This is a genomic window from Butyricicoccus sp. OF27-2pH9A, assembly GCF_027693185.1.
In the GTDB taxonomy this organism is placed as follows: Bacteria; Bacillota; Clostridia; order Oscillospirales; family Butyricicoccaceae; genus Agathobaculum; species Agathobaculum butyriciproducens.
On record NZ_JAQEXK010000001.1, the window covers coordinates 25964 to 49205 of the forward strand.

General features: G+C 55.9%; 24 protein-coding genes and 1 tRNA gene. 12 read left to right on the forward strand and 13 right to left on the reverse strand.

The genetic code is table 11. From position 1 onward, the window contains the following. Positions 1–33: 33 nt before the first annotated feature. The 3 genes from PG722_RS00135 (at position 34) to PG722_RS00145 (ending at position 2733) form a co-directional block, all read left to right on the forward strand. On the forward strand, positions 34–1275 hold the full coding sequence (locus PG722_RS00135; RefSeq protein WP_110437089.1) for a 6-phosphofructokinase: 1242 nt from the start codon (positions 34–36) through the stop codon (positions 1273–1275). A 100-nt stretch (positions 1276–1375) separates the two neighbouring features. Then, positions 1376–2056 (forward strand): hypothetical protein, encoded by a 681-nt coding sequence (locus tag PG722_RS00140; RefSeq protein ID WP_270579292.1) that lies wholly within the window; start codon positions 1376–1378, stop codon positions 2054–2056. A gap of 17 nt (positions 2057–2073) precedes the next feature. Further along, complete coding sequence (locus PG722_RS00145; protein WP_270579293.1) at positions 2074–2733, forward strand: hypothetical protein; 660 nt, start codon at positions 2074–2076, stop codon at positions 2731–2733. Between the two features lie 110 nt (positions 2734–2843). On the opposite strand, the gene PG722_RS00150 is transcribed toward PG722_RS00145, so the two are convergent. The 8 genes from PG722_RS00150 to PG722_RS00185 form a co-directional block, all read right to left on the reverse strand. Then, complete coding sequence (locus tag PG722_RS00150; RefSeq protein WP_270579504.1) at positions 2844–4502, reverse strand: glutamine--tRNA ligase/YqeY domain fusion protein; 1659 nt, start codon at positions 4500–4502, stop codon at positions 2844–2846. Between the two features lie 139 nt (positions 4503–4641). Beyond that, complete coding sequence (gltX, locus tag PG722_RS00155) at positions 4642–6294, reverse strand: glutamate--tRNA ligase (RefSeq protein WP_270579294.1); 1653 nt, start codon at positions 6292–6294, stop codon at positions 4642–4644. Positions 6295–7253: 959 nt separating this feature from the next. Beyond that, on the reverse strand, positions 7254–7598 hold the full coding sequence (locus tag PG722_RS00160; RefSeq protein ID WP_270579295.1) for a hypothetical protein: 345 nt from the start codon (positions 7596–7598) through the stop codon (positions 7254–7256). 50 nt (positions 7599–7648) lie between these two features. Then, a complete protein-coding gene (locus tag PG722_RS00165) occupies positions 7649–8164 on the reverse strand; it encodes a Gx transporter family protein (protein WP_118479424.1) in 516 nt (171 codons plus the stop codon). A gap of 12 nt (positions 8165–8176) precedes the next feature. After that, positions 8177–8548 (reverse strand): NusG domain II-containing protein, encoded by a 372-nt coding sequence (locus tag PG722_RS00170; protein WP_119191136.1) that lies wholly within the window; start codon positions 8546–8548, stop codon positions 8177–8179. After that, complete coding sequence (locus tag PG722_RS00175) at positions 8538–9587, reverse strand: FAD:protein FMN transferase (RefSeq protein WP_270579296.1); 1050 nt, start codon at positions 9585–9587, stop codon at positions 8538–8540. The genes PG722_RS00170 and PG722_RS00175 overlap by 11 nt, the downstream gene beginning before the upstream one ends. 374 nt (positions 9588–9961) lie before the next feature. After that, complete coding sequence (locus PG722_RS00180; RefSeq protein ID WP_227108968.1) at positions 9962–10402, reverse strand: HIT family protein; 441 nt, start codon at positions 10400–10402, stop codon at positions 9962–9964. A gap of 80 nt (positions 10403–10482) precedes the next feature. Further along, a complete protein-coding gene (locus PG722_RS00185) occupies positions 10483–11547 on the reverse strand; it encodes an FkbM family methyltransferase (RefSeq protein ID WP_270579297.1) in 1065 nt (354 codons plus the stop codon). 315 nt (positions 11548–11862) lie between these two features. Between PG722_RS00185 and PG722_RS00190 the strand changes: the two genes are divergently transcribed. After that, positions 11863–12336 carry a hypothetical protein gene (locus PG722_RS00190; protein ID WP_118730382.1) on the forward strand — a complete coding sequence of 158 codons (474 nt, stop codon included), beginning with the start codon at positions 11863–11865 and terminating at the stop codon, positions 12334–12336. Continuing rightward, positions 12336–13193 carry a hypothetical protein gene (locus PG722_RS00195; RefSeq protein WP_118730383.1) on the forward strand — a complete coding sequence of 286 codons (858 nt, stop codon included), beginning with the start codon at positions 12336–12338 and terminating at the stop codon, positions 13191–13193. Before PG722_RS00190 ends, PG722_RS00195 begins: the two co-directional genes overlap by 1 nt. An 82-nt stretch (positions 13194–13275) precedes the next feature. Here PG722_RS00195 and PG722_RS00200 read toward each other — a convergent pair whose 3' ends face one another. From PG722_RS00200 to PG722_RS00210, 3 genes are all read right to left on the reverse strand, one after another. After that, on the reverse strand, positions 13276–14253 hold the full coding sequence (locus tag PG722_RS00200) for a TPM domain-containing protein (protein ID WP_118730384.1): 978 nt from the start codon (positions 14251–14253) through the stop codon (positions 13276–13278). A gap of 13 nt (positions 14254–14266) precedes the next feature. Beyond that, positions 14267–15373, reverse strand: coding sequence for a hypothetical protein (locus PG722_RS00205; protein WP_270579299.1), 1107 nt, complete (start codon positions 15371–15373; stop codon positions 14267–14269). Positions 15374–15460: 87 nt separating this feature from the next. Next, entirely contained in the window at positions 15461–16726 is a 1266-nt protein-coding gene (locus tag PG722_RS00210) for an SPFH domain-containing protein (protein WP_270579300.1), read from the reverse strand. A gap of 255 nt (positions 16727–16981) precedes the next feature. Between PG722_RS00210 and PG722_RS00215 the strand changes: the two genes are divergently transcribed. From PG722_RS00215 to PG722_RS00245, 7 genes are all read left to right on the forward strand, one after another. Then, positions 16982–17695 carry a tetratricopeptide repeat protein gene (locus tag PG722_RS00215; RefSeq protein WP_270417458.1) on the forward strand — a complete coding sequence of 238 codons (714 nt, stop codon included), beginning with the start codon at positions 16982–16984 and terminating at the stop codon, positions 17693–17695. 103 nt (positions 17696–17798) lie between these two features. Further along, positions 17799–18008, forward strand: coding sequence for a hypothetical protein (locus PG722_RS00220; protein ID WP_270579301.1), 210 nt, complete (start codon positions 17799–17801; stop codon positions 18006–18008). 253 nt (positions 18009–18261) lie between these two features. Then, entirely contained in the window at positions 18262–19311 is a 1050-nt protein-coding gene (locus PG722_RS00225; protein WP_270579302.1) for an FUSC family protein, read from the forward strand. Positions 19312–19451: 140 nt separating this feature from the next. Next, positions 19452–20021 (forward strand): biotin transporter BioY, encoded by a 570-nt coding sequence (locus PG722_RS00230; protein ID WP_270579303.1) that lies wholly within the window; start codon positions 19452–19454, stop codon positions 20019–20021. Beyond that, entirely contained in the window at positions 20018–20407 is a 390-nt protein-coding gene (locus PG722_RS00235; protein ID WP_270579304.1) for a DUF1284 domain-containing protein, read from the forward strand. The genes PG722_RS00230 and PG722_RS00235 overlap by 4 nt, the downstream gene beginning before the upstream one ends. A gap of 438 nt (positions 20408–20845) precedes the next feature. Then, the gene (locus PG722_RS00240; RefSeq protein WP_270579305.1) at positions 20846–21268 is read left to right on the forward strand and encodes a BlaI/MecI/CopY family transcriptional regulator; all 423 of its coding nucleotides are present in this window, start codon (positions 20846–20848) and stop codon (positions 21266–21268) included. Between the two features lie 52 nt (positions 21269–21320). Beyond that, a complete protein-coding gene (locus PG722_RS00245) occupies positions 21321–22418 on the forward strand; it encodes a M56 family metallopeptidase (protein WP_270579307.1) in 1098 nt (365 codons plus the stop codon). 137 nt (positions 22419–22555) lie between these two features. On the opposite strand, the gene PG722_RS00250 is transcribed toward PG722_RS00245, so the two are convergent. Then, positions 22556–22631: transfer RNA gene (locus tag PG722_RS00250), tRNA-Val, on the reverse strand. Positions 22632–22673: 42 nt separating this feature from the next. Next, positions 22674–23240 (reverse strand): elongation factor P, encoded by a 567-nt coding sequence (gene efp / locus PG722_RS00255; protein ID WP_110437112.1) that lies wholly within the window; start codon positions 23238–23240, stop codon positions 22674–22676. Positions 23241–23242: the final 2 nt, after the last annotated feature.

A 23242-nucleotide genomic window follows, 5' to 3' on the forward strand; every position in this document is an offset into this window, starting at 1 on the left:
TCTGCGTTTTAATTTGCTTAGGAGGTTTTATCAATGAGTGAACTGAAAGGCGCTTGCGTCATCGGTCAGTCGGGCGGCCCGACTTCCGTAATCAACTCTTCTGTTCTGGGTGCGCTGGAGGCAGCACTGGACAATCCGTCCATCACCCGCGTATTCGGCATGGCACACGGCATCAAGGGCCTGCTGAACGACGACCTGTATGATATCGACAAGGAAGACCGCGACGAGCTGGCTCTTCTGCGCTACACCCCGTCCTCTGCACTGGGCTCCTGCCGCTACAAGCTGGCTGATCCGGATGTTGATGACACCGATTACAAGCGCATCCTCGAGATCTTCAAGAAGTACGACATCCGTTACTTCTTCTACAACGGCGGCAACGACTCCATGGATACCTGCAACAAGGTTTCCAAGTATATGATGAAGTCCGGCTACGAGTGCCGCGTAATGGGCATTCCGAAGACCATCGACAATGACCTGTTCGGCACCGACCACTGCCCGGGCTTTGCTTCCGCTGCTAAGTATATCGCTACTTCCTGCATGGAGATCTATCAGGACGCTCGCGTATACGACACCGGCATGGTCTGCATCGTAGAGATCATGGGCCGTCACGCTGGCTGGCTGGCCGGTGCTGCCGGTCTGGCTACCGCTATGGGCGCAGGTCCGGATCTGGTTTACCTGCCGGAGACCGACTTCGACATGAAGAAGTTCCTGGCTGACGTAAAGCGCATCTACGACGAGAAGGGCAACTGCCTGGTAGCTGTTTCCGAGGGTATCCACTACGCTGACGGCTCCTTCGTATCCGAGGCTAAGACCTCTGCTACCGACGGCTTCGGCCATGCACAGCTCGGCGGTCTGGCTTCCATGCTGGCTGACACCGTTAAGAACGAGCTGGGCTGCAAGGTTCGCGGCATCGAGCTGAGCCTGCTGCAGCGCTGCGCTGCTCACTGCGCTTCCAAGACCGACGTTGACGAGTCCTATATGTCCGGCAAGGCTGCTGTTGAGAACGCAGTTGCAGGCAAGACCGACTACATGCCGGGCTTCAAGTGCACCCGTGACGAGAACGGCTACAAGTGCGAGATCGAGCTGCTGCCGCTCTCCGAGGTTGCTAACACCGAGAAGAAGGTTCCGCGTGAGTGGATCAACGAGGAAGGCAACGGCGTAACCCAGGAGTTCGTTGACTACGCTCTGCCGCTCATCAACGGCGAGAACGTTGGCCCGAAGGTATCCGGTCTGCCGCGCTTCGCTAACCTGAAGAAGATCAAGGCTGAGGCTTAATCTTTTCGGTTTAACTGAACAGAGCGTGCCTTGCGGTGCGTAATCAAAACGGGTAGAGCCGCAAGGCTCTGCCCGTTTGCTTTTAAGAGGAATTTCCTGTATGAATCTTTTTCAATCCAAGAAAAATCTGCTGCTGCTCGTATCTTCGGTCATCGTCTGGGTGGGCGTGTGCCTGCTCGCCATGCATTGGAACACCGTGTATGACGGTGCCGTCGGCGGCTTCCCCACCTATCTGTGGGTGTTCGCGCCGGTTGCGCTCATCTTCAACATTTTTATGAACAGCAGACCCAGTAATCCCGACGGCAGGGACCACAGCCGCTGGGCACAGGCGCTGCTCATCTTTCTCGTGGCGCTAATGCTGTTTATTGCCCTGCTGTCCGGCATGAACCCGCTGTATGAGATCAGCTTCTGGTGGATTGCGGCGCTGATCGTGCTGTCCTTCATCGGCCTGCTGATCGGCAAGTGCACGAACCACCCTCTGCAGGAGGCTTCGCTGCGGCAGTCCGCCTATACCATCTTCCTGCTGTACCTGTCCTACGCCATCGCGCAGTTCGGCATGATCGCCGTGCTGCATCCGGTATCCGTTGACGAAATCATCCGCACCGGACAAGCGGCTGGCGGTGCAAGCGGCGAATATGTCGGTCGGCTGACCAGCGATACCGCAGAGCACCCCCTCGGCGTGTATTTCTTCACCAGCGCGGATAAATCGCAGTGGTACTACTACGATGTGCTGACCGGCGAAGCCGCTGCCGATTATCACAGTTCCTACGAACCCGCTTAATAAATCGAGGTGTTCCTATGTTTGAAATCATCAAGGATCCGACCTTTTCCGCGCGCAATATCCCGCTGGGCATCCTCGAAGTCACCTACCCTGACCGTTCCCAGTGGAACGCAAAGGAATTTTACGACCTCGTTCATGCCGAGCTCGACCAGCTGCACGAAAAGTACACGGATTACGACCGCAAGGCCGTTTTCGGTGAAAACCCGTACTTCCGGTTCTTTAAGAAGTTCAAAAAAACCTATCCTGTCATGCAGCAGTTTGAATCCGTGCTGTTCAAGGGCCGTCCGTTCCCCGAGGATGACCCGGTGATGGGTGTTCCCTTTCTGCTGGAGCTGACAACGTTCGTGCTGTCCGGCACGCATGACATCGACCGTATGGACGGCCCGCTCACCATCTTCACGCCAAGTGAGAAGCTGCCGTTTCCGGGTATGCGCGCTGCAAGCACACACACCTATCCCAACGACATCTGCGGCCGTGACGGCACGGACGTCATTTTCAGCATGATCGCGGGCGCGGACAACCGCACCTGCATCCATCCGGACAGCCGCCATGTGTTCCATCCTGTGTTCGGCACGCCGGATACCGATAAGGCGGTTATCGAGAACGCACTCCGGCGGCTAGAGTTCTTCGTGAAGATTCTGGCGCCGGATGCGGTCGCAGAAAGCACAATTCTGTAACGAATTTACACTCAGGTTTTCTGTTTTCGTAGGGCAGAGCAGTTTAACCCTTAACTGCAAAACAAAAAAGCTCTCTGAACTTTGTTCAGAGAGCTTTTTCTTATACAGCCTTACTTTTTCAGCGTTTTTGCAAAGCCGTCCTTGAGGGTTACGATGCGGTTGAAGCGGCCGCTCTCGCGGTCCTTGCAGTAGTAGCCCATGCGGACGAACTGGAAGCGCTCGCCTTCCTTGGCATCCGCCAGCGACGGCTCGAGCTTGCAGCCGGTCAGCTTTTTGAGCGAATCCGGATTGAGGTAATCCAGATAATCCGTGCCCTCCGGTACGTCGTTAACGTTCTCGAGGGTGAACAGGTTGTCATACAGGTACAAATCCGCATCAATGGCGTGCTCAGCGGATACCCAGTGGATCGTGCCCTTGACCTTGCGGCCGTCCGCCGGCATACCGTTGCCGGTTTCGAGGTCAGCCGTGCAGCGGAGCTCCACGATCTCGCCGTTCTCGTCCTTGATGATCTCGTTGCACTTGACGATATACGCGCCCATCAGACGAACCTCGCCGTCCGGCTTGAGGCGCTGGAACTTCGGAGGCGGAACCTCCGCGAAATCGCTCTTTTCAATATACAGCTCACGGGTGAACGGAACCTTGCGCGTGCCAGCTTCCTCATTGCGCGGGTTGTTCGGCACTTCGAACTCCTCGCACTTGTCCTCCGGGTAGTTGGTGATGGTGAGCTTGATCGGCTCGGTGACTGCCATGCGGCGCAGTGCGGTCTCGTTCAGCTCCTCGCGGATGCAGTGCTCGAGCAGCTTGATGTCAACCAGCGAATTGGCCTTTGCAATGCCGGCGCGCTGCACAAAATCGAGGATGGCGCTCGGCGTGTAGCCGCGGCGGCGCAGCGCACACAGCGTAGGCATACGCGGGTCGTCCCAGCCCTCAACGTGCTTTTCAAATACCAGCTGGCGCAGGTAACGCTTGGACATAACGGTGTGCGTTACGTTCAGGCGGGCAAACTCGCGCTGCTTGGGATGATGCGGCAGCGGGCAGTTATCAACCACCCACTCGTACAGCGGACGGTGGTTCTCGAACTCAATGGAGCACATGGAGTGCGTGATGCCCTCGAGTGCGTCCTGAATCGGGTGTGCAAAGTCGTACAGCGGATAGATGCACCACTTATCGCCCTGACGGTGATGGTGTGCACGCACGATACGATAAATCGCCGGGTCGCGCAGGTTCATGTTCGGGCTGGCCATGTCGATCTTTGCACGCAGCGTCTTGGAGCCGTCGGCAAACTTGCCGTCGCGCATGTCCTGAAACAGCTGCAGGTTTTCCTCAACCGAACGGTCGCGGTACGGGCTCGGCTTGCCCGGCTCGGTCAGAGAGCCGCGGTACTGGCGCATTTCCTCCTGCGTCAGATCGTCAACATACGCCTTGCCGTCCTTGATCAGCTGTACCGCGCAGTTAAAGCAGGTCTCGAAGTAGTCCGAGCCGTAATACACACCGCCGCTCGGCTCCTCGCCGGTCAGCCACTTGATATCCTCCCAGATGGAGTCTACATACTCGGTATCCTCCTTGACCGGGTTGGTGTCGTCATAGCGCAGATTGAACAGGCCGTTGTATTTTTTCGCGATAGACCAGTTGATGAAGATGGCCTTTGCCGAGCCGATGTGCAGATAACCGTTCGGCTCCGGCGGAAAGCGGGTGTGGATGCGCTCGGAAAGACCGTTCGCAATGTCCTCATCAATAATTTCGGTCAGAAAGTTATTTACGTTTTCCATCATAGTGATATTCCCCTTTTATCGAATTAGTAATTAGTAGTTAGCAATCAGTAATTATAGGGGTGCTGCTGCACCATCGCCTTTGCTTCCGGCGCGGCAACGCCGTAATTACTCATTTCTCATTCCTAATTCCTAATTATCAGAGCATTTTCGCGCACTTATCAAGTCTCTCAAGCACCTTATCCTTACCCAGAATACCCATTACGGTCTGGAGGTCCGGTGCGTTCTGACGGCCCGCCACTGCTACGCGGACAACCATGGACACATCACCGACGGCGCCCTTATAGGCGGACGGGTCAGCCTTATAGGCCTTGGTGTCGGCAGCGTAGCCGTGTGCAGAAGCGATCTGCTTCATCTTGTCGAAGAACGCATCCGGCGTATCGTTCTCATCGAACATACCGGCAAAATCGGACAGGATCGCCTTTGCATCCTCGGCGGAAACGCGCTCCGGCATGGTGTAATCCGGCTGGAACAGCTCGTCGAACATGAAGTCCATATAGCCCTTGGCATCCGACCACAGTGCGAGATCCTTGCGCGGTTTCTTGCCGCCGCGGCCGATAGCAAGGTACGCCTTGGAGAATGCCGGGTCACGGGTCAGCAGTGCGTTAAATTCCTTGTCGTTAACAGCGGACCACTCGGCAACAAAGTCATAAACCTGCTCTGCCGTCATGCGCGAGATAACATTCTTGGAAACGTCACGCAGCTTTTCGATATCAAACAGCGCACCCGAGCCGCTCATCTTCTTGGTGGTGAACTGGAAATCGTTCATCGGCAGGTCCGGATTTGCGCGGCGCCACTCCTCGAAGTTGGAGTTGAGGAGCGTCATCAGGTACTCGAGAACCGCCGGTACCGGATAGCCCTCCTGCGCGTAGAACGTCAGCGCCAGTTCCGGGTCCTTGCGCTTGGACAGCTTGCGCTTGCCGCCGGTCTCCGGGTCGATCTTCATCAGCTGGGCGGTGTGTGCGTACTTCGGCGCCTTCCAGCCCATCGCGCGGAACAGCTGCAGGTGTACCGGCAGGGTTGCCAGCCACTCCTCGCCGCGGACAACGACGGTCGTGCCCATCAGATGGTCGTCCACAACGTGTGCAAAGTGGTAGGTCGGGATGCCGTCGGACTTGAGGATAACCACGTCCTGATCGTTCTCGGTGACTTCCATCTTGCCCTTTACGAGATCCTCGTGGCGGATCTTGTGCTCAATGCTGCCCTCCGAGCGGAAACGGACAACATACGGCGTGCCCTTGGCAAGCTCTGCCTCGATGTCCTCCATCGGACGGTCGCGCCATACGGCGTACTTGCCGTAGTAGCCGAAGTTCTCCTTGTTCTTCTCCTGCTGCTCGTGTGCGGCGGAGAGCTCCTCCTCGGTGCAGAAGCACGGGTACGCCATGCCGCGCTGCACAAGAGACTTGACGAAGGTCTGGTAGATCTCGGCACGCTGGCTCTGGCGGTACGGACCGTAGATGCCGGTCTCACCATCAGTCGTTGCACCCTCGTCGAACGGCAGGCCGAACGACTTGAACGCGTCGATGATCATCTGCACGCCGCCCTCTACCTCACGCTTGCGGTCGGTGTCCTCAATACGCAGATAAAATACGCCCTTGGACTGGTGCGCCAGGCGCTCATCCACCAGTGCGCCGTACAGGTTGCCGAGGTGCATGAAGCCGGTCGGGCTTGGGCCCATACGGGTTACCTTTGCGCCCTCGGGCAGCTCGCGCTTGGGATAGCGAGCCTCCATCTCCTCCGGCGTGGTATTGATATGCGGAAACAGCAGTTCCGCCAAACGGTTGTAATCCATTTATTTCTCACTCCAACTCGTTAGACTGCGCGGAGACGCGGTTTGTGCGCTCCACGAGTGTTTTTCCCATAATAGTATTATTTTAGCACAATGCAGCCTTGTACGCAAGATATAAAGCCAGTTTTAATCGCTTGTTTTGCCGCTTGCGAAGCGAACGGAAATTGCGCTAACACCGCGCGGGCGCACAAGAGGACAGACACCTGCGGTTTCCGCCCTCTTGTGAATCTCCCCTTTCCCTTAGATAGCCTGGCGCAGATTGCCGACATGTGACCGCTGCGAAACACGGGGAACGGCAGAGGATTTTTTCTCTGCTGCGGACGAACTACCTTCGTAGTCCGTCCTCTTGAGCAGCCTATTCGCAGTGTCGGCGACCGTACTGCTACACAGGCGGTTTACTCTACGCAGGCGCGACATAACAGTGTCGCGCAAGTCGTCAGCACGTTATAATAGACAGGGCCTGCGAAGATAAATTGTACCAAACGCTTAATTCGTAGGTGCCGTGCGGTATAACGTGTTAAAGAGTTGCGCGGCACTGCTATGCCGCGCCCAGCGGAGGTTTTCTGGTCTGTGTAGCAGTACGCTGTCTGTGAACTGCGAATATTTTGCGAAACAAACGCAACGGTAACCCGACTGCCGTTCCCCTTTTCGCAGCGGTCACATGTTGGCAATCTGCGCCAGACTATCCAAGGGAAAGGGGTGATTCACAAGAGGGTGGAAACCGCAGGTGTCTACCCTCTTGTGCCCCCGCCGGGTAGGCGCACTCCCCGCTGAGGTTCAGCGAAAAAACTCCCGCCCGGACAGGGTGAACCGCCTGCGCGGTTCAAGTGCCCCGCTCAGCCGGTGCTGAAAAAACTGCCGCCCGGACAGAGCGTATTGCTGACGCAACTCGTGTGCCCCAGTGAGTCGGTGCAGAAGAAACAAAGAAAAACGGCACAGCTTACGCCATGCCGTTTCTGTTTTTACGGATTCTCCGCCGGAGCATTCGTACCGTTCGCCGTATTCGGCTGCTTCGCCGCGTTATTGTTATCTCCGGTCACGGCGTCTGCGCCGTCGCGGATGGCATTGCCTGCCTCATCCATCGCGTCTCCGACGGCGTTGCCTGCATCGTCCACGCTGTCACGAACATCATCACCGACGGTATTCGTGTTGGTGTCGTGCCGCTCATCAACAGTGTTGTTGGTGCCATTGTTGGTGCCATTGTTGGTGCCATTGCCGTTGTCTTTGCCGTTATCCTTGCTGTTGTTGCCGCAGCCGCAGACGAACAGCATCGTCAGCGCCGCCAGCAGGGCGATCAGCTTTTTCATAGCAGTCCCTCCTAATCTGTTTTCGTTAGTATGAGGCTGCTTTTTCAAATTTATGCACCGAAATCAATTTTTTTAAGGTGATGTAATACGACCGAGCAGGTCAGCCCCGTCACCAGTCCGAGCGGCACGCTCATCACGAGCAGGAACGGCAAATATGCGATCACAGCCCAGTTTTTCAGCCAGATCACAGCCGCTGCCATCTGCCCGATATTATGCGCCGCGGCGCCGCCCACGCTCACGCCGAACAGCGAGCAGAATCTGCCTTCGGCCTTGAGCAGGATTCCCATCACGATGAGCGACAGCAGACCGCCGAACAGTGAAAACAGGAACGCCGACACGCTGCCCATCAGCAGCGAGGAAATGGCAACACGCGTTACCACGATGGCGAATGCGTCTCTCGCGCTCAGCCGCGTGAGCGCAAACAGCGTCACCACGTTCGCCAGTCCTAATTTGACGCCGGGCACGGGCACGATGGCATCCAGCGGGAACATGCGCTCAACCAGTGAGAGCACGACAGCCACCGCCGCCAGCATGCCGCAGAGTGTCAATCGTTTTGCATTTTTCATGTGCTGCACCCCTTACGATACCACAGCGTCGATGCCGCTGTCATTCACGCCGACCAGCTTGAGCACCACGCGGTGCGGCAGACAGACCGCCGCCTGTCCGGCATGGGTAAGTGTACCGGTGCGCACGCACACCTGATCCCGACAGTCCGCGTCCGCTATTTTCGCCGTTTTGCCCGAGAGCACAATGGTGTTGCCGTCCAGCTTGATCGTGCGGTCGGTCGCATCGGTCAGCTGCACCCGCTCGATGAGCGTATCGTTCTGCCAGACCTCGGCGTACAGCTTGTCGCCGGAGCTGTGGAACGCCAGCGCTGCCGCCAGTGCGCCTGCCATCACCAGAACCACGCCGATGATGACGAAATCACCGAATTTCAGCTTATTCCGCATAAGCGTATCCTTTTTTCTCGCCGAGGAACTCAAACGCGTAGTCCCCTGTCTTGGATGTGGTGTACACCTGTTTGTCCGAGGTGATGAACACGGCCGCAATCTCGTTCTCCTCGCAGAATTTCATGCCCTTATCCAGACCCATGACGAACAGCGCCGTTGTCAGCGCATCCGCCTTGGTCGAGCAGGGATCAATGACGGTCACGCCGCGCAGGCCGCTGTCCGCCGGATACCCTGTTGCGGGGTCAAAAATGTGGTGGTAGCGTTTGCCGTCCTGCTCAAAAAAGCGCTCGTAATCGCCCGAGGTAACAACCGAGCCGTCACGCAGCGATACCACCGCAATCGAGTCCGTGTTGTCGTCCGGATCGGCAATGCCGATGTTCCAGTTGTCCGTGCCGCTGTCTGCGGTTTTGCCGCCGTACATCTCGACATTGCCGCTCAGCCGCGCCAGAACATGCCACTGATCCGAGGTGTCGCTCTCCACCATTTCGTGCACGATGTCGCCTGCGTAGCCCTTGCCGATGCCGCCCAGATCGACCTGTGCGCCGTTCAACAGCTGCACCTGATTGTTGCCGAGCAGCTTGACGTTCTGATAGCCGACATGCGTCAGCGCTTCATCAATCTCACTCTGCGCGGGCACACGCGCGTTGTCCGTGCCGATGCCCCAGAGGTCGGTCAGCGGCGCCATCGTCGGGTCAAACGCACCGTTTGTCATCTCGGCGTACTCGAGTGCTTTCTCAAGCGCGGTGTAGGTGTCATCGCTCACCTCGGTCGGCTGACCGTTCGCGCGGTTCAGCTTGTAGAGATCGCCCGCCTGCTGCGTGCGCGAGAGCGCCGCGTCCAGCTGATTGACGCGCTGCTCGATCTTAATCGCCATGTCCTCTGCCGCGCTTTCGCTCTTTTCGCTCGACACATCGACCGACATATAGGTGTCCATCGCAAAAAAGTCCTCGGTGGTAGTATAAAGCTGTGCACTGCTGCCGCTTGAGCCGCAGCCGGACAGCGCAAGCAGCAGCATCGCCGCTGCAAAATAGCGTTTCATAGCATTGCTCCTTTGTTTATACAATACGAAATCACTGTACATTATACCGCACGTTCCCGCAGCGCGCAAGTATCATATAAGACAAAAAACAGCATCGAACCGTCGGCTGTCGCGAAACTACAGTTTCGCCGACAAGCAGGAACGGACCGTGGGCCGTTCCAAAGTCGTCCGAAAGTTCCTATACAGAAACTTTCTCCCTCCAGAAGTTCAAAAAGGGTGATACATGCTCCCCCTTTTTGAGCATTTGCAGAGCAAATGCTATTTCATGCGCGCTGCCGCGCGATACCTGAAACAACAAATCTTAAACTCTAGGTATAAAAAACAGCACCGAACCGTAAAGTTCGATGCTGTTTGTGACTTATGTAGCCAAAGGATTAAAGGCCAAGCTCCTTCTGGAGAGCCTCGATCATTTCCTTGTACTCCTCGTCCTTCAGGATAACCGGCTCCGGATTGGTGATGGCAAAGCTGCCGCCGAACTCAAAGCCGCCCTCGTACTTCGGTACGATGTGGAAATGCAGGTGCGGATTGCTGTCGCCGAACGAACCGAGGTTGATCTTGGTGCAGCCCCACAGCTTCTTAATAGCGCCGGAAGCAGCAGCCAGATCTGCACAGTAATCGTTGCGCTCCTGCTCGTCGCACTCGCACAGCTCCTTCTTATGGCTCTTAAGCGCCAGTGCGCAGCGGCCCTTGTGTGCCTGATCCTTGAACAGGTACAGGGTACCTGCCTTCATGTCGCCAACCTTAAACATGATTGCTTCGCGGCCCTCATGGTGCTCATCACAGTAAAAACAGCCCATTGTTATGATCTCCTTCATGTATAAATTCTCCGGCAGGTCACACCCTGCCGTAATCTATCTTTATTATACAACGGCCCGACCGGGATTTCCACTGTTTTTTATATTGCGTACAAATTCGTATCCCAAGCCGGAACATAAGGATGGTGACGCAGATACAGCCGGTAGCTCGGCTGCAGCGTATGGATGAGCAGCGGCAGCTGAAAGAAATCCTCACTGCGGTGATAGGCAGCAATGTTCAGCTTGGGTGCGTACTGCCGAATAGTTTTCTCGGCGCCGGCGATGGCTTCGCGCTCTGCGCCCTCCACATCCATTTTGAGATAGGTGCACGGGCGGCCGGACAGCACGCTGTCGAGCGCCCGCATCTGCGTCTCTTTGCCCTGCCCCGCTACGCGGGACTGGCGGCCTGCCTGATCGGTGAAACATTTGACCGTGTCCTCGTTCCACGCGCCTGCCTGCACGAGCGTAACATTGCCCGTGATATTGGCACTCGCCCACTCATTCAGCTTGCGAAAGCTGCGGCGATCGGGTTCGAGGGCGGTAACGGACGCAAACTTGCCGTCCGTGTAGTGCAGCAGCTCGCGGATGGTGTCGCCGTTGTATGCGCCGAGGTCGGAGAAGTGCTCCTCTGCAGTCGGGCGCAGGAGATTATGAAACACCTCATCCTTGTCGGATTCGCTGTGACGCAGGTATTCCATTTTGCCGGACAGCTTGAAGCGAACCGTATCGAGGAAAACCTCACGCGACAAATCATCCGCCAGAAGATCATACGCGCGCTGCATTTCGTCCTGATGCGCGCGCACGAAATCCTCATCGAACAGCGGTCCCTCGACCACCGGCACGTCCGGCGCCACCACATCGTATTTGTCCTCGAGCGCATACATCAGCTGCAGCACCTCGGCTCTCTGGCTGGCGAACGCAATCACGATTACAATATCCTCGCCAAGCTCCGCCACCGTGTCCGACAGCTTGCGCACGCAGAACCCGTGGAACAGGTTGCCGCGGGCAAATTCATCACTCGCGAACACCGCAGACGCACGAATGCCCAGCCGCTCGAACTGCGCAAGTATTTTGTCCGCGCCGTCGCCCATGCCGTACAGCGCGATTGGGCGCGTTTCTTCCTGCAACCGGCGCCAAACCGACTGCTCTAACGATAAAAAATCCATAATTTCTCCCATTCTATATACAAATGACATTTATCTAACTTTTACCGTAGGGCGGGTGCCTTACGGTAGTTGTTTAATCCAATCCGCAGAATTGATATTGTGCTAACCGGATAAAACGGACGCGCAATGCGCGCCCCTACAATATTTTACATGGTACAGCATAATAAACCGACCGGAACACCGTATCTGTTTTCTCCCTACTATTATACGAAAACCGTCTGCGGATTGTAAAGCCAAAATTTTGCTTGTTTGCGGTTGCGGATTACGCTCCCTTCATATATAATTATAATTAGTGAATGAGAGGTGTGTGGTGTTATGTCCAAGCCGAACGGTATTGTGGCAATGAATCCGGAAAAATACCGCGAGATCGACGGCGTTGTGTTCGACGAAGCGAGCTATGCGCGGCATTGCCAGCCAAAAAACGAAGAAGCACCCTCTCACGAGACCGCACCCGAAGCAAGCGAGCCGGCACAGTCTGCCGCACCGGCACCTGTTTTCGCGGTGGACCCCTACCCGGAGGGCTGGTATCCGGCCGATGACGAACGCCCGCCGGTGCCCATCATGGGCGGCGCTGTCCCCTCGACAGCAGGTGAGGAAACCGCTGTCTCCGCATCCGGCGAAACTACCGTTATACAGACCGTTTGCGTGCCGTGCGGCTCAGGCTCCGGCTCGTATGTGACCTCGTACACCACCTCTTACCGCACCAGTTATTCCGGTTCCGGATCGGGTTCGTTCCGGTTCGGTTCCGGCTCGTGCCCGGTCGGCGGCTACGGATTGGAGCTGATCTGATGCAGGCGTTCCACTCCAACTGGACAAAGCCGTTTTTCGTCCGCAATCCCCATATGGAATACCGAATCGAGCCGTTTGAACTGCTCACGACCGCGCTTTCCGCGCTCGAGTGGCGCAGGGAAAACGGTTCGATCCGCATGATCTGCGACACACCTTCCAAGCGTTATTATGAATCGCTCGGGCTTTGTTTTTTGTGGGATGACGGCGTGTATCCCCTGTTGGACACCATGCCCGAGGACATAAACGCCACAGCCTTCTGGGCGGCCGGCAAGCTGTACGCGCTCTCCGCTGTGCCGTCGCCGTGCGTGATGCTTGATACAGATTTCATCTGCTGGAAATCCATCAGTAATCTGCTCGACGGACCGGACGCCGCAGCCATCCACCGCGAGGACATTATGCCGTCCATCTATCCGGATCAAACGGCATTCGCCAAAACCGAAGGCTTCCCGCTTGATTCATTTGACTGGACGGTGCAGCCGTTCAATACCGCGCTCGCCTATTTCGGCAATGACGAATTCCGACGGTACTACACGGACACCGCCATTCGGTTCATGCGCTGCTCACCGGATGCCGATGACGCACTCACTTACATGGTGTTCGCTGAACAGCGGCTGCTTGCCATGTGCGCCGAGAAAAAGCACGCACGCGCAGCTGCTCTCAGCGACCTGCCTGCGCTGTTCGGCGGTGCGCAGAACGGATATTTTACCCATATCTGGGGCTTTAAGCAGCAAATGCGGGAGAATCCCAAGTTGTATGAGGATTTCTGCAGACGGTGTGCCGCAAGGCTGCAGAAGGACTTCCCGGAGGAATCCAAAACGATTGCGAAAATTGCGGAATTATCTCCGTTTTTTGCATAAAAAAAGACAGCCTGTCGGCTGTCTTTTGCTTTTTGTTTACGGAAAATGCAGCTATGTTCATTCTCCATTTTCCATTCTTCATTCAGAATTTACCGCTTCTCCCATGTCCGCCGCTGCTGGTATGGCTGACGCTGCCGGAAAATCCGGCTCCGCCGTGACCGCCGCCGGTCGGGTTGTTATTATTGTCATTCCGCGGAATCTGCCGCCGCTTCTGCGAGGTATAACGGTAAATATCGCGGCTGAGCGTCAGATTGAGGCCGCCGTTTCCCACATACTGATTTGCCGTCGTCTGCGTACGCACGGATTTCATCTGCGAGCGGAACACCATGCACACGATCAGCGCCGCCACGCACGAAATGAGCAGCGACAGACCGAATGCACCGCCGAGCGAAAACGAATCGTCCGCTGTGTCTTCCTGCGTACTGTCCGAAATCTCGACCTCATTATGCACCGGCACACCGGCTTCGCCGCCTTCGGCTACATGCTGCAGATACCACTCACAGCCGGAAACGAAGTCCGATAAGCCGCCGTACCAGTCATCGTTTCCGAAATTATCCAGGAAATACGGCTCCAAATTCTGCAGGACCGCATCGCTGAAAATCTCCTCGGCTTTCGCGCCATGCACATAGGTCGCAAAATCGCGGTCATCCAGACTGATGAGCAGCGCCACGCCGTCGCCGTCCTCGCTCGCACCCAGATCAAGCTCGTTGTAGAGCTGCTCCGCCGCATCATAAGCGTCATCGCCGTACGGCGTGTAGTCGTCAATCGTGATGATGCCGACACCGATGCCATACTTCTCCGCGATCGCCCTGGTCTTTTCCTCGAGCGTGTCAATCTGGACCTGCGTCAGCACCTCTTCATAGTCGAACACGCGCGGCTTGTCTGCCGACGGGTCAATCGAATCCGTGCCGCCGAGCGGTGCGGTCTGGTCAGTTTCCTCCGTCTGGGTGGTCGAGGTGTCGCTCTCATCCGTTATATCGTCCTCAACCGCAAAGGCCGGAAACAGCAGCAAAAGCACGGCTAAGAGCGCAGCCAGGCGCAGTTTTCTCTTGTTTTTCATCTACGCCGCCTCCTTACAGAAAATACAGCAGCGCCGTCAGCACCGCAGTCATGGGCGCGGCAACGGCGGCAAACAGACCCCAGAACCGCTTTCTGTCCACCGGCAGGTCACCGACCATGCGTCCAGTCTGACCGTTCATCGCAAACATGTAATTCTTGCCGTTCCAGCGGGTATTCAGCATCCAGACCGGCAGCAGCGCGTAATGCACGCCGGTGCGTTTGAGGTGAATATCCTCGCCGGTCGGCATGACCGAGGTATACGGATGGCCGTTTCGCGCGGTTCCCTGCAGCGCATCCGACAGCGACTGACGACAGCGTTTGTCCGCGCGGCTACTGCTCTCCTCGATTGAAACATCGAACTTATCCGCGAAAAATCCGGGCAGATAGGCGGTCGAAAACGGCTTCAGGCCAGCATAATCAAACGGCTCGATGGAATCCATATAATCATCCGGCATCTTGCGCGATGCATCCACCGGAACACGGCTGAACGGCAGCGTACCCGCGCGCTGCACCTCGTAAAAGCTGGTCTCGGTGATTTCCGTGTCTCCGTGACGGAACACGCGCGTGGTCGTTGCCATGTAATTCGCGCTGCCTTCGGCTTCACCGTCGAACAGCCAGAACGGCACATAAATGCCGCGCAGCTCCTCGATATGGTTATTATCGCGGAACAGCTTGGGCAGCAGCAGCTTTCCCTTGTAATGCTGCTTGAGCGCGGAAACCGCATCCTCCTTGCTCAGCGTGAACGGCAGTATGTAGTCCGGCTTGAGAATGCCGCTGAACTGCTCGGGAATGACGGTCGGGTTGCCGCAGTACGGGCACGAGGTCGCCGCCGTGGTCTCCTCGCAGATCAACTGCGCACCGCAGGACGGACAGCTGTATACGCGCATCTTGTCCGCGTCTGTGCCCCAGTCCTCATCTGCGGAGGACTGCCATTCGCCGGTGTCGCTCCCCGTCTCCGGCTGAGAAGCGGCCTGCTGTTCCTTTTCGGCGTACAGCTTTTCGATCTCTGCCGGGTCAAATGACGAGCCGCAGTAGTCGCATTGCAGCCGTCCCGCGGCGCCGTCGTAGTGCAGCGGTCCCGTGCAGGACGGGCATTGGTAGTTTGTTGCTTTGTCTGACATTTCTTCACCATCACTTTTTATTTTTGAAGTGAATCCGTAGGGCGGGTTGCCCTCACCCTACGATATACATTGAATCGTCTATCATTTTTATATATTTGGTTTCGCCTTGCCGCACTCCGAGCAAAACTTTCCCTGATTCACTGCGCCGCATGAGCACGTCCAGGTCGTATTCTCCGGTCGGGGTTTTCCGCACTCGGAACAGAATTTGCCGGTATTGACCGTACCGCAAACGCATTTCCAGCTATTCTGCTCGGGCTTGGGCCTGCCGCAGCCCATGCAGAATTTTCCGGTGTTGCCGGTCTGTCCGCACGAGCACGTCCACTCGCCTGCCGCCTGCGCCTGCTGCTGACCCATTGCGTACAGATTCTGCACGCTGGCGCCGCCTGCCTGACCGGCCATATTCATGCCCATGAACGCCATCGCCGGACCGGCGTTCGCGTTCGCTGCCGCAGACTTCATTGCCTCGGCCTGTGCGTGCACGAGCGAGCCTGCCGCACGGGTCGGATCGCGGTAGGCAGCCTCGCGCTGCATTTCCTTGATGGTCTTTTCGTCCTCCTCGTCCGCCTTGACCGAGTTGACGCCGAACGACACGATCTCGATGCCGCGCAGCTCACGCCACTTGGACGAAAGCTGTTCGTTGAGCGCGTCCGCAATCTCCATCGTATGCGCGGGCAGCGCCGAGTAGCGCACACCGTTTGCACCAATGCGCGCAAAGGCGGGTTGCAGCGCGGTCAACAGCTCGCTTTTGAGCTGGCTGTCCAGATTTTCCCGCCGGTATTCCTCTGCCATGTTGCCGCACACGTTGGTATAGAACAGCATGGGATTGACAATCTTGTAGCTGTACTCGCCGAAGCACCGCAGACCAATGTCCATGTCGATGCCCGCCCGCTCATCGAGCACGCGGAACGGCACCGGAGACGCGGTTCCGTACTTGTTGCCGGTCAACTCCTTGGTGTTGAAATAGTAGACGCGCTGCGTGCGCGGCGCTTCTCCGCCGAACGTGAAGCGCTTGGCCATGTTGGCGAACATTTTGCACACGCTGTCACCGAACGAACCGGCGAAAATAGTCGGCTCGGCGGACGAATCGTAGACGAACTCGCCCGGCTCGAACGCGGCTTCCACGACCTTGCCCTGATCGACGATCATCATCGCCTGTCCGTCCGCCACCGCGATGACCGAGCCGCTCGTGATGATATCCTCGTCACCCTTGGTGTTGCTCGACCGCTTGGTGACCTTTTTGCGGCCCTTGACCGCGAGCACGTCCGCGTTTATCGCATCACAGTAAAAATATTCCTTCCACTGGTCAGCCAGCACACCGCCGCCCGCGCCTGCTGCTGCTTTGATAAGTCCCATTTGACATTCTCCTTTTATCTGATAGAGTGCCGTTGTTTTACAATCTATACCTTGGTTTAAGAAATCCTATTTCCAGTTTACGTTTTTTCAGCGCAAAGCGCAAGTCCATTCACACACATTTCACATTTTTGTCAAGATATGGTTGTGCCATGCTATTTCTTTCGCTTTTTCGTAGACTTTCGACGTGCGGTGTGATAAAATAAGATATCTGCATACCGCATATTTCGGAGGCGGTACTGTCTGGAGGAGTAAACAATGGAAGCGAACAAGGAAAATCAGCAGAGCATTGAACAGGCGTTCAATCAGGCTCTGGACGCATATAAGGCAGGCAATTTTGCCGAAGCGGCCGGTCAGTGGCTGGCTCTTGCGGAGGACGGCTGCGCACCGGCGCAGCGTGCGCTCGGCTCGCTGTATGAGCGCGGACAGGGCGTGGAAAAGAATGCTGAAAATGCCTTTGAATGGACAAAAAAGGCGGCTGAGCAAAACGATCCGGTTGCTATGTTCAATCTGGCGTGCTACCACGACAAGGGCTTCGGCGCGGAAAAGAACCAGCAGACCGCGCTCACCTGGTACCGCAAGGCCGCTGAATACGGCCATCCGGAGGCTGCGGCACTGATCGCCAGCCTGATCGAGACAGGCGACCGCGGCTTGGAAAAGGACATGGACGAGGCTGTCCGCTGGTACCAGATTGCCGCAAACCGCGGCAACGTACTGGCGATGGGTCGTCTGGCATGGCTGTACAGCACCGGTACCGGCGTTCCGCAGGATGCGACCTTCGCCTTCCAGTATTTTCTCAAGGCTGCTCAGGGCGGCAACGCAGCGTGCATGATGAACACCGCCATCCTGTACGCACGCGGCGAAGGCACACCGCATGACGCGCACGAAGCGCTCTACTGGGCCGAGCAAGCCAAGAAGCACGGCGCTCCGCAGGCTGAGCGGCTCATCAATGCCATCAAGAAGAACGGATAAGATCGAAAACCGGCGTTTTTACGTCGGTTTTTCTTTTTTTGCAGATCAGATCAAGCGGCACAGCTCATTTTCCTGTATCATGCAGGGACAAGGAGTGATTTTCATGCAAAACTGGCACGACAATGTTCTGCGGCTGATCGCCGAGATTGACCGCTATATCCGTGCGCGTGAAGACGAAACGCTGACACTCGCGTATTTAGCCCGGCTGCTTGACTGTTCGCAGTCGCAGGTTTCGCATACATTCGCAACTACGAGAGCATCGGTTACTGGGATTTTATGCAAAAGCAGGCTCGCATTCCCGGAGCGGATTTAGAAACGGTCAGCGCGCTTCTGCGGCAGCTTGCCCCGAAGCCGAGCAGCAGATGGCGTTCGTGAACGAGCCGAGCGGCCGCCGGCTGCTGTCTGGATACCGCACCCGGTCGTGTGTTCTATTTTGTGCACGATTGTGTACGTTTCTGGAAGTATATCCGGCCTGTTGTTCGATTTTGAAAAAAACAGTTGAAATTCCTTCTCGATGGTGATATAGTTATACAGTTACTCATTTTCACCGATTGGAAAGGAATTTCATGACATTTTATCAGGAATTACAGGTCAATCAGGCAGGCTCAAAGAAAATCATCCGCGAGAGTGCGTCACAGCGCGAAAAGCTGTACCATATTGCCGTGTATTTGACCAAAATTGCGATAACCGTCGCATTCTGCTTTGTTTTCGTTTCACTTTACAGTCTGGGCTTCGGCGCGGACAACAGCATTGTCGGCGTAGTCGTGCTGCTGTATCTGCTCGTATTCCGCAGCGCACATCTGTGCATTCGCACAGGACAGTCCACGCTGCTGCTCGCCGGATTTTTCGGCATTATGGCTGTCGGACCGCATGCGGCCAATCTGGCCGGCCCGGTCGGCGGATTGTTCATCAATGCTGCTGCGATTGCCCTGCTCATTCTGTTCGGCTGCCACGAGCCGAGAATGTTCAATCAGTCTACACTCGTGCTCGGCTATCTGCTGCTGTATGGTTACGATGTGAGCGGGCACGCCTATCAAATGCGCCTGTTTGGACTTGCTGCCGGTGCGCTTCTGGTCTGCGCGGTATTCTACGGCAACCATCGCGGCAATGCCTATGAGCTCTGTGCAGGAGACATCCTTCCTGCTTTCGATCTGCGCCATCCGCGCTCCAAATGGCAGCTTTGCCAGATCATCTGCGTTCCGCTCGTGCTTTTCCTCGCAGAACTGAGCGGCATGCCGCGTGCGATGTGGGCAGGCATTGCCGCCATGAGCGCAATCCTTCCCGCGATGGACGATATGCGCTACCGCGTTCGCTGGCGTATCATTGGAAATATCGCAGGTGTTTGCTGCTTTTTAGCGCTGTATTTCCTGCTTCCGTCCTCGATTTACGCCTATATCGGCGTGATTGGCGGCATCGGTGTCGGTTTTTCCGCGAAATACGGCTGGCAGGCTGTGTTCAACACATTCGGTGCGCTCGCTATTGCAACCAGCGCATACGGACTCAAAAGCGCAGTCGGTCTGCGTGTCGCGCAGAATGTGTTCGGCGTGGTCTTTGCGCTGCTGTTCTGCCTGATTCTCCACCGCATTTTTGCCCGCTGGGAGCGCTCTGCGAGCTGAGCAAACAGCTGTTCTGTGCAAATGCACGGAACAGCTGTTTCTTTTTTGCACATTCTGTAAACCATTTTTATAAAACCAGTTGACATTGCAGTAAATCTGTGGTTTAATGCAATAAGCAAAATAACGAGGAGGAACTCCCAATGAGTGACATTTCCAGCAAGTCCGCACAGCGCAGCGCGTTTTCCGTGCGCGAGATCTGCTATTCCGGACTGTTCGCGGCGGTCATCGCGATCATGGCACAGATTTCCATTCCGATGCCCGGCGGTGTACCCATGACCATGCAGACGTTCGCAATCACACTGGCGGCTGTCGTTCTCGGCGCCAAGCTGAGCACGGTTTCAAGCGTAATTTATCTGCTGCTCGGTGCCGTCGGCGTACCGGTGCTTGCGAACTTTTCCGGCGGTTTTGACAAGTTTATCGGTCCTACCGGCGGTTTTCTGATCTCCTTCCCGCTGATGGCGTTTATCATCGGCTGGGGCGCCGACCACCGTCATGCATTCCGCGGCGCATATGTACTCGCACTGATCGTCGGCACGATTGCCAACTACGTTGTCGGCACGGCGATGTTCTGCGTACTCATGAACAGCTCGATCGCCGCAGGCGTGACCGCATGCGTGCTGCCGTTCATCCCGACCGCTGTCATCAAGGCTGTTCTTGCAACCGTGATCGGCTTTCTCGTTCGCAAGCGCATCCCGGGGCTCAAGGCATGATCCGGCTGCGCCCGCATCATCTGCTTTGCACACAAGGCTACTCCGGCAAGGGCTATAGCACAGAATTTGTGCAAAATATGAGTGCGATTGTGCATTCTCTGCGAAATGTACCGGGAACCCGAATCCGGCTTGTCTTTGGCTCGGATTCTCTGTGTGCGCACTGCCCGCACCATACCGCTGACGACCTGTGCGAAGCACAGGAAAAGGTCTCCCGCTTTGACCGAAAGACGGTCGAATACTTTGATCTGCACGAGGGCGAGTATGTTTATCAGGACCTGATCCGTGCTATCGACACACAAATGACCCCGGCCATGCTGGAGGATATTTGTCGCGGATGTGCATGGTACCCCGTCAGCGCCTGCAAAAAGAATATCTGCGGAAAATGAAATGAGGCACACCGAAAGGTGTGTCTCAGCTTGTCGAAAAAGTCAGATTTCTATTTTGTGCTTCGTGCGACAGCACGTATAAAATAGAATTTGCGCAGCAAATTCATAAAAACCGGGGGCGTGTACCTCGGTTTTTATACAAGGGAAGAAAAAATGTGTCCGGAGGACGCGGTTTTTCTTCAGCATTCGATCGAAAGCGTGGTTTCGATCGAGAGGCTGCCCGAAAAACGATAGTTTTTCGACAGCCTCAGGCACACCGAAAGGTGTGCCTCTCCCCCTGTCACCAGAAAATATGTTGTCATATCTCACAATTTATCATGTTCTGTTTTAGATATTCCTACAAATTTCCATCAAGATATTGACAACCACCTTAAAGGTGGTTATTCTTATCTTATAACAAACACCTTGCAGGTGATTATCAAAACAGAGGTGAGGTCAATGAAGCGCTTCAAGCTGTCCAACTCCGAGGAAATTCTGATGGACACCTTATGGCGGGAAAACCGTCCGCTCACAACGCTGCAGCTTGCCGAAAAAGTTACGGAAGCCCACTGGAACACCAACTATATCGACAAACTGCTCGGTCAGCTTGTCAAAAAAGGCATGGTGCAGGTCAGCGGTCTGCTGCAGAACGGACGCTATCAGTCGCGGCAGTTCGTCCCCTGCTACACCAAGGACGAATTTCTGGCGAACATGCTCGAGGAGCAAGGCGTGAACCAGGCACTGTTTGCCCGAATCGCCGTGGCGCTGTTCAAAAAACCTGCAAAATCAAACGAATCCGAGCAGGAAGAAAAGCTGATTGCCGAGCTGGAAAAAATGGTCGATCAGTACGAAGCTGCGCTGCAGAACAAAGAAGAGAAATAATATGCAAATAACCCTGTTTTCCTTTATATCTGCACTTTCGTGGAGCAGTTTGTTGATTATTGTAATCTATCTTGTGCGGCGCACACGCTTCCGGCCGCATTTCGGCGTGCTGACCATGATGCTGCTGTACCTGTTCTGCGCCGCGCGCCTGCTGCTGCCGCTCGAGTTTCCGTACACAGTGATTGTGAGCGACAGCGTCGTGTATCCGCGCATCTACAGCTTTCTGACGCGCAAGCCCGAGCCGGTCACACACCTGCCGGTCGGACTGCTTTTGTGTGCAATCTGGCTGTTCGGCACAGTTTTTCTGCTGATTCATTACGCGCTGCAGTATCGCAAAGCCATCCGCGCTGCGCGGCAAGCCAGGCCATGGGACAGCCGCACGGCTTCCCTGCTGAGTGAGATCCGGCGTCAGACCGGCCGCACCATCAAAGTTCGCGGACGTACAGCCGCAAATATCGAATCTGCCTTTGGCGTAGGTGTGCTGCGCCGGTACATCATTCTGCCGGACAAGACGTACACAGACGCCGAACTGCATTACATTCTGCTGCATGAGTACACGCATTTTCTCAACCATGATACGGCTGTCAAGCTGCTCGTAACGCTGTACTGCATCATTTTCTGGTGGAATCCGATCGTATACCTGCTGCAAAAGGATTTGGAACAAACGCTCGAGCTTAAGTGTGACCGTGCGATTGCACAGACGCTGAATGCACAGGAACGCACAGCCTATCTGCGCGCCATCCTCGCCGCAATGAAGCAAGGCTGTACACAGCAGCCGGTGCCGCAGCCGTCCACGGCCCTGTTTCGCGCCGAGGCGAACAAGGCCATGCGGGAGCGGTTCACCGCCGTGCTCGCCTGCGCGGAGCAGCCGAACGACCGAACCGCAAGCGCCGTACTCATCGGCAGCTTTGCTGTCCTGCTGGCACTGTCATATGCGGTGCTGCCGCAGCCGGCATTCGAGCCGCCGGCCGAGCCCGACAGCAACTCGACCGTCTATTTTGACGACGAGAATGCCTATCTCAAGCAAAGTGCGGACGGACGATACTGGCTGTGCATTGACGGTCACAAGCCGTATGAGCTGACAGAAGGTGACGTGCAATTTTATCTGGAGCACTCAGTTTTCAAATATATCCGCGAGACCGAGCAATAAAAGGCAGCTGCCGAAGGATAGCGGCAGCACAGAGAGTAAAAGCAAAATGTGGGACGAAAATAGAAGCAGCTGAGATGTGGGGTCTCAGCTGCTTTTGTGCAGACAAAAGAAAAAGCCACTCACAATGAGTGGCTTGGTGGTGGACATTAACGGGTTCGAACCGCTGACCTTCCGCACGTCAAGCGGATGCTCTTCCAGCTGAGCTAAATGTCCGAATCAGGGACGGCGGCTGCCATCCCTGCTGGCTGCAAGTTTTTACTTGGTCTTGCTGCGGCCCAGATACTCACCGGTACGGGTGTCGATCTGGATGCGCTCACCCTGCTCGATAAAGATCGGAACCTTAACAACAGCACCGGTCTCAACGGTAGCGGGCTTGAGTACGTTAGTAGCAGTGTTGCCCTTAACGCCCGGCTCGGTCTCAGTGATCTCGAGCTCAACGAACAGCGGCGGCTCAACTGCGAAAACGCTACCCTTGTAGGAAAGAACCTTAACGTTCTCGTTCTCCTTCACGAAACGGAAATCATCGCCCAGAGTATCCTTGCTGATCGGAATCTGCTCGTAGGTCTCGTTATCCATGAAGTAGTACAGGTCACCTTCATTGTACAGATACTGCATCTCGCGGCGCTCTACGAAAGCCTCCTCGAACTTAGCAGTCGGGTTGAAGGAGGTCTCAGTAACCGCACCGGTTACGACGTTCTTCATCTTGACACGAACAAAAGCAGCGCCCTTGCCCGGCTTTACATGCTGGAACTCAATAACCTGCTGTACCTGACCGTCCATTTCAAAAGTTACGCCGTTACGAAATTCACCTGCGGTCATAATCG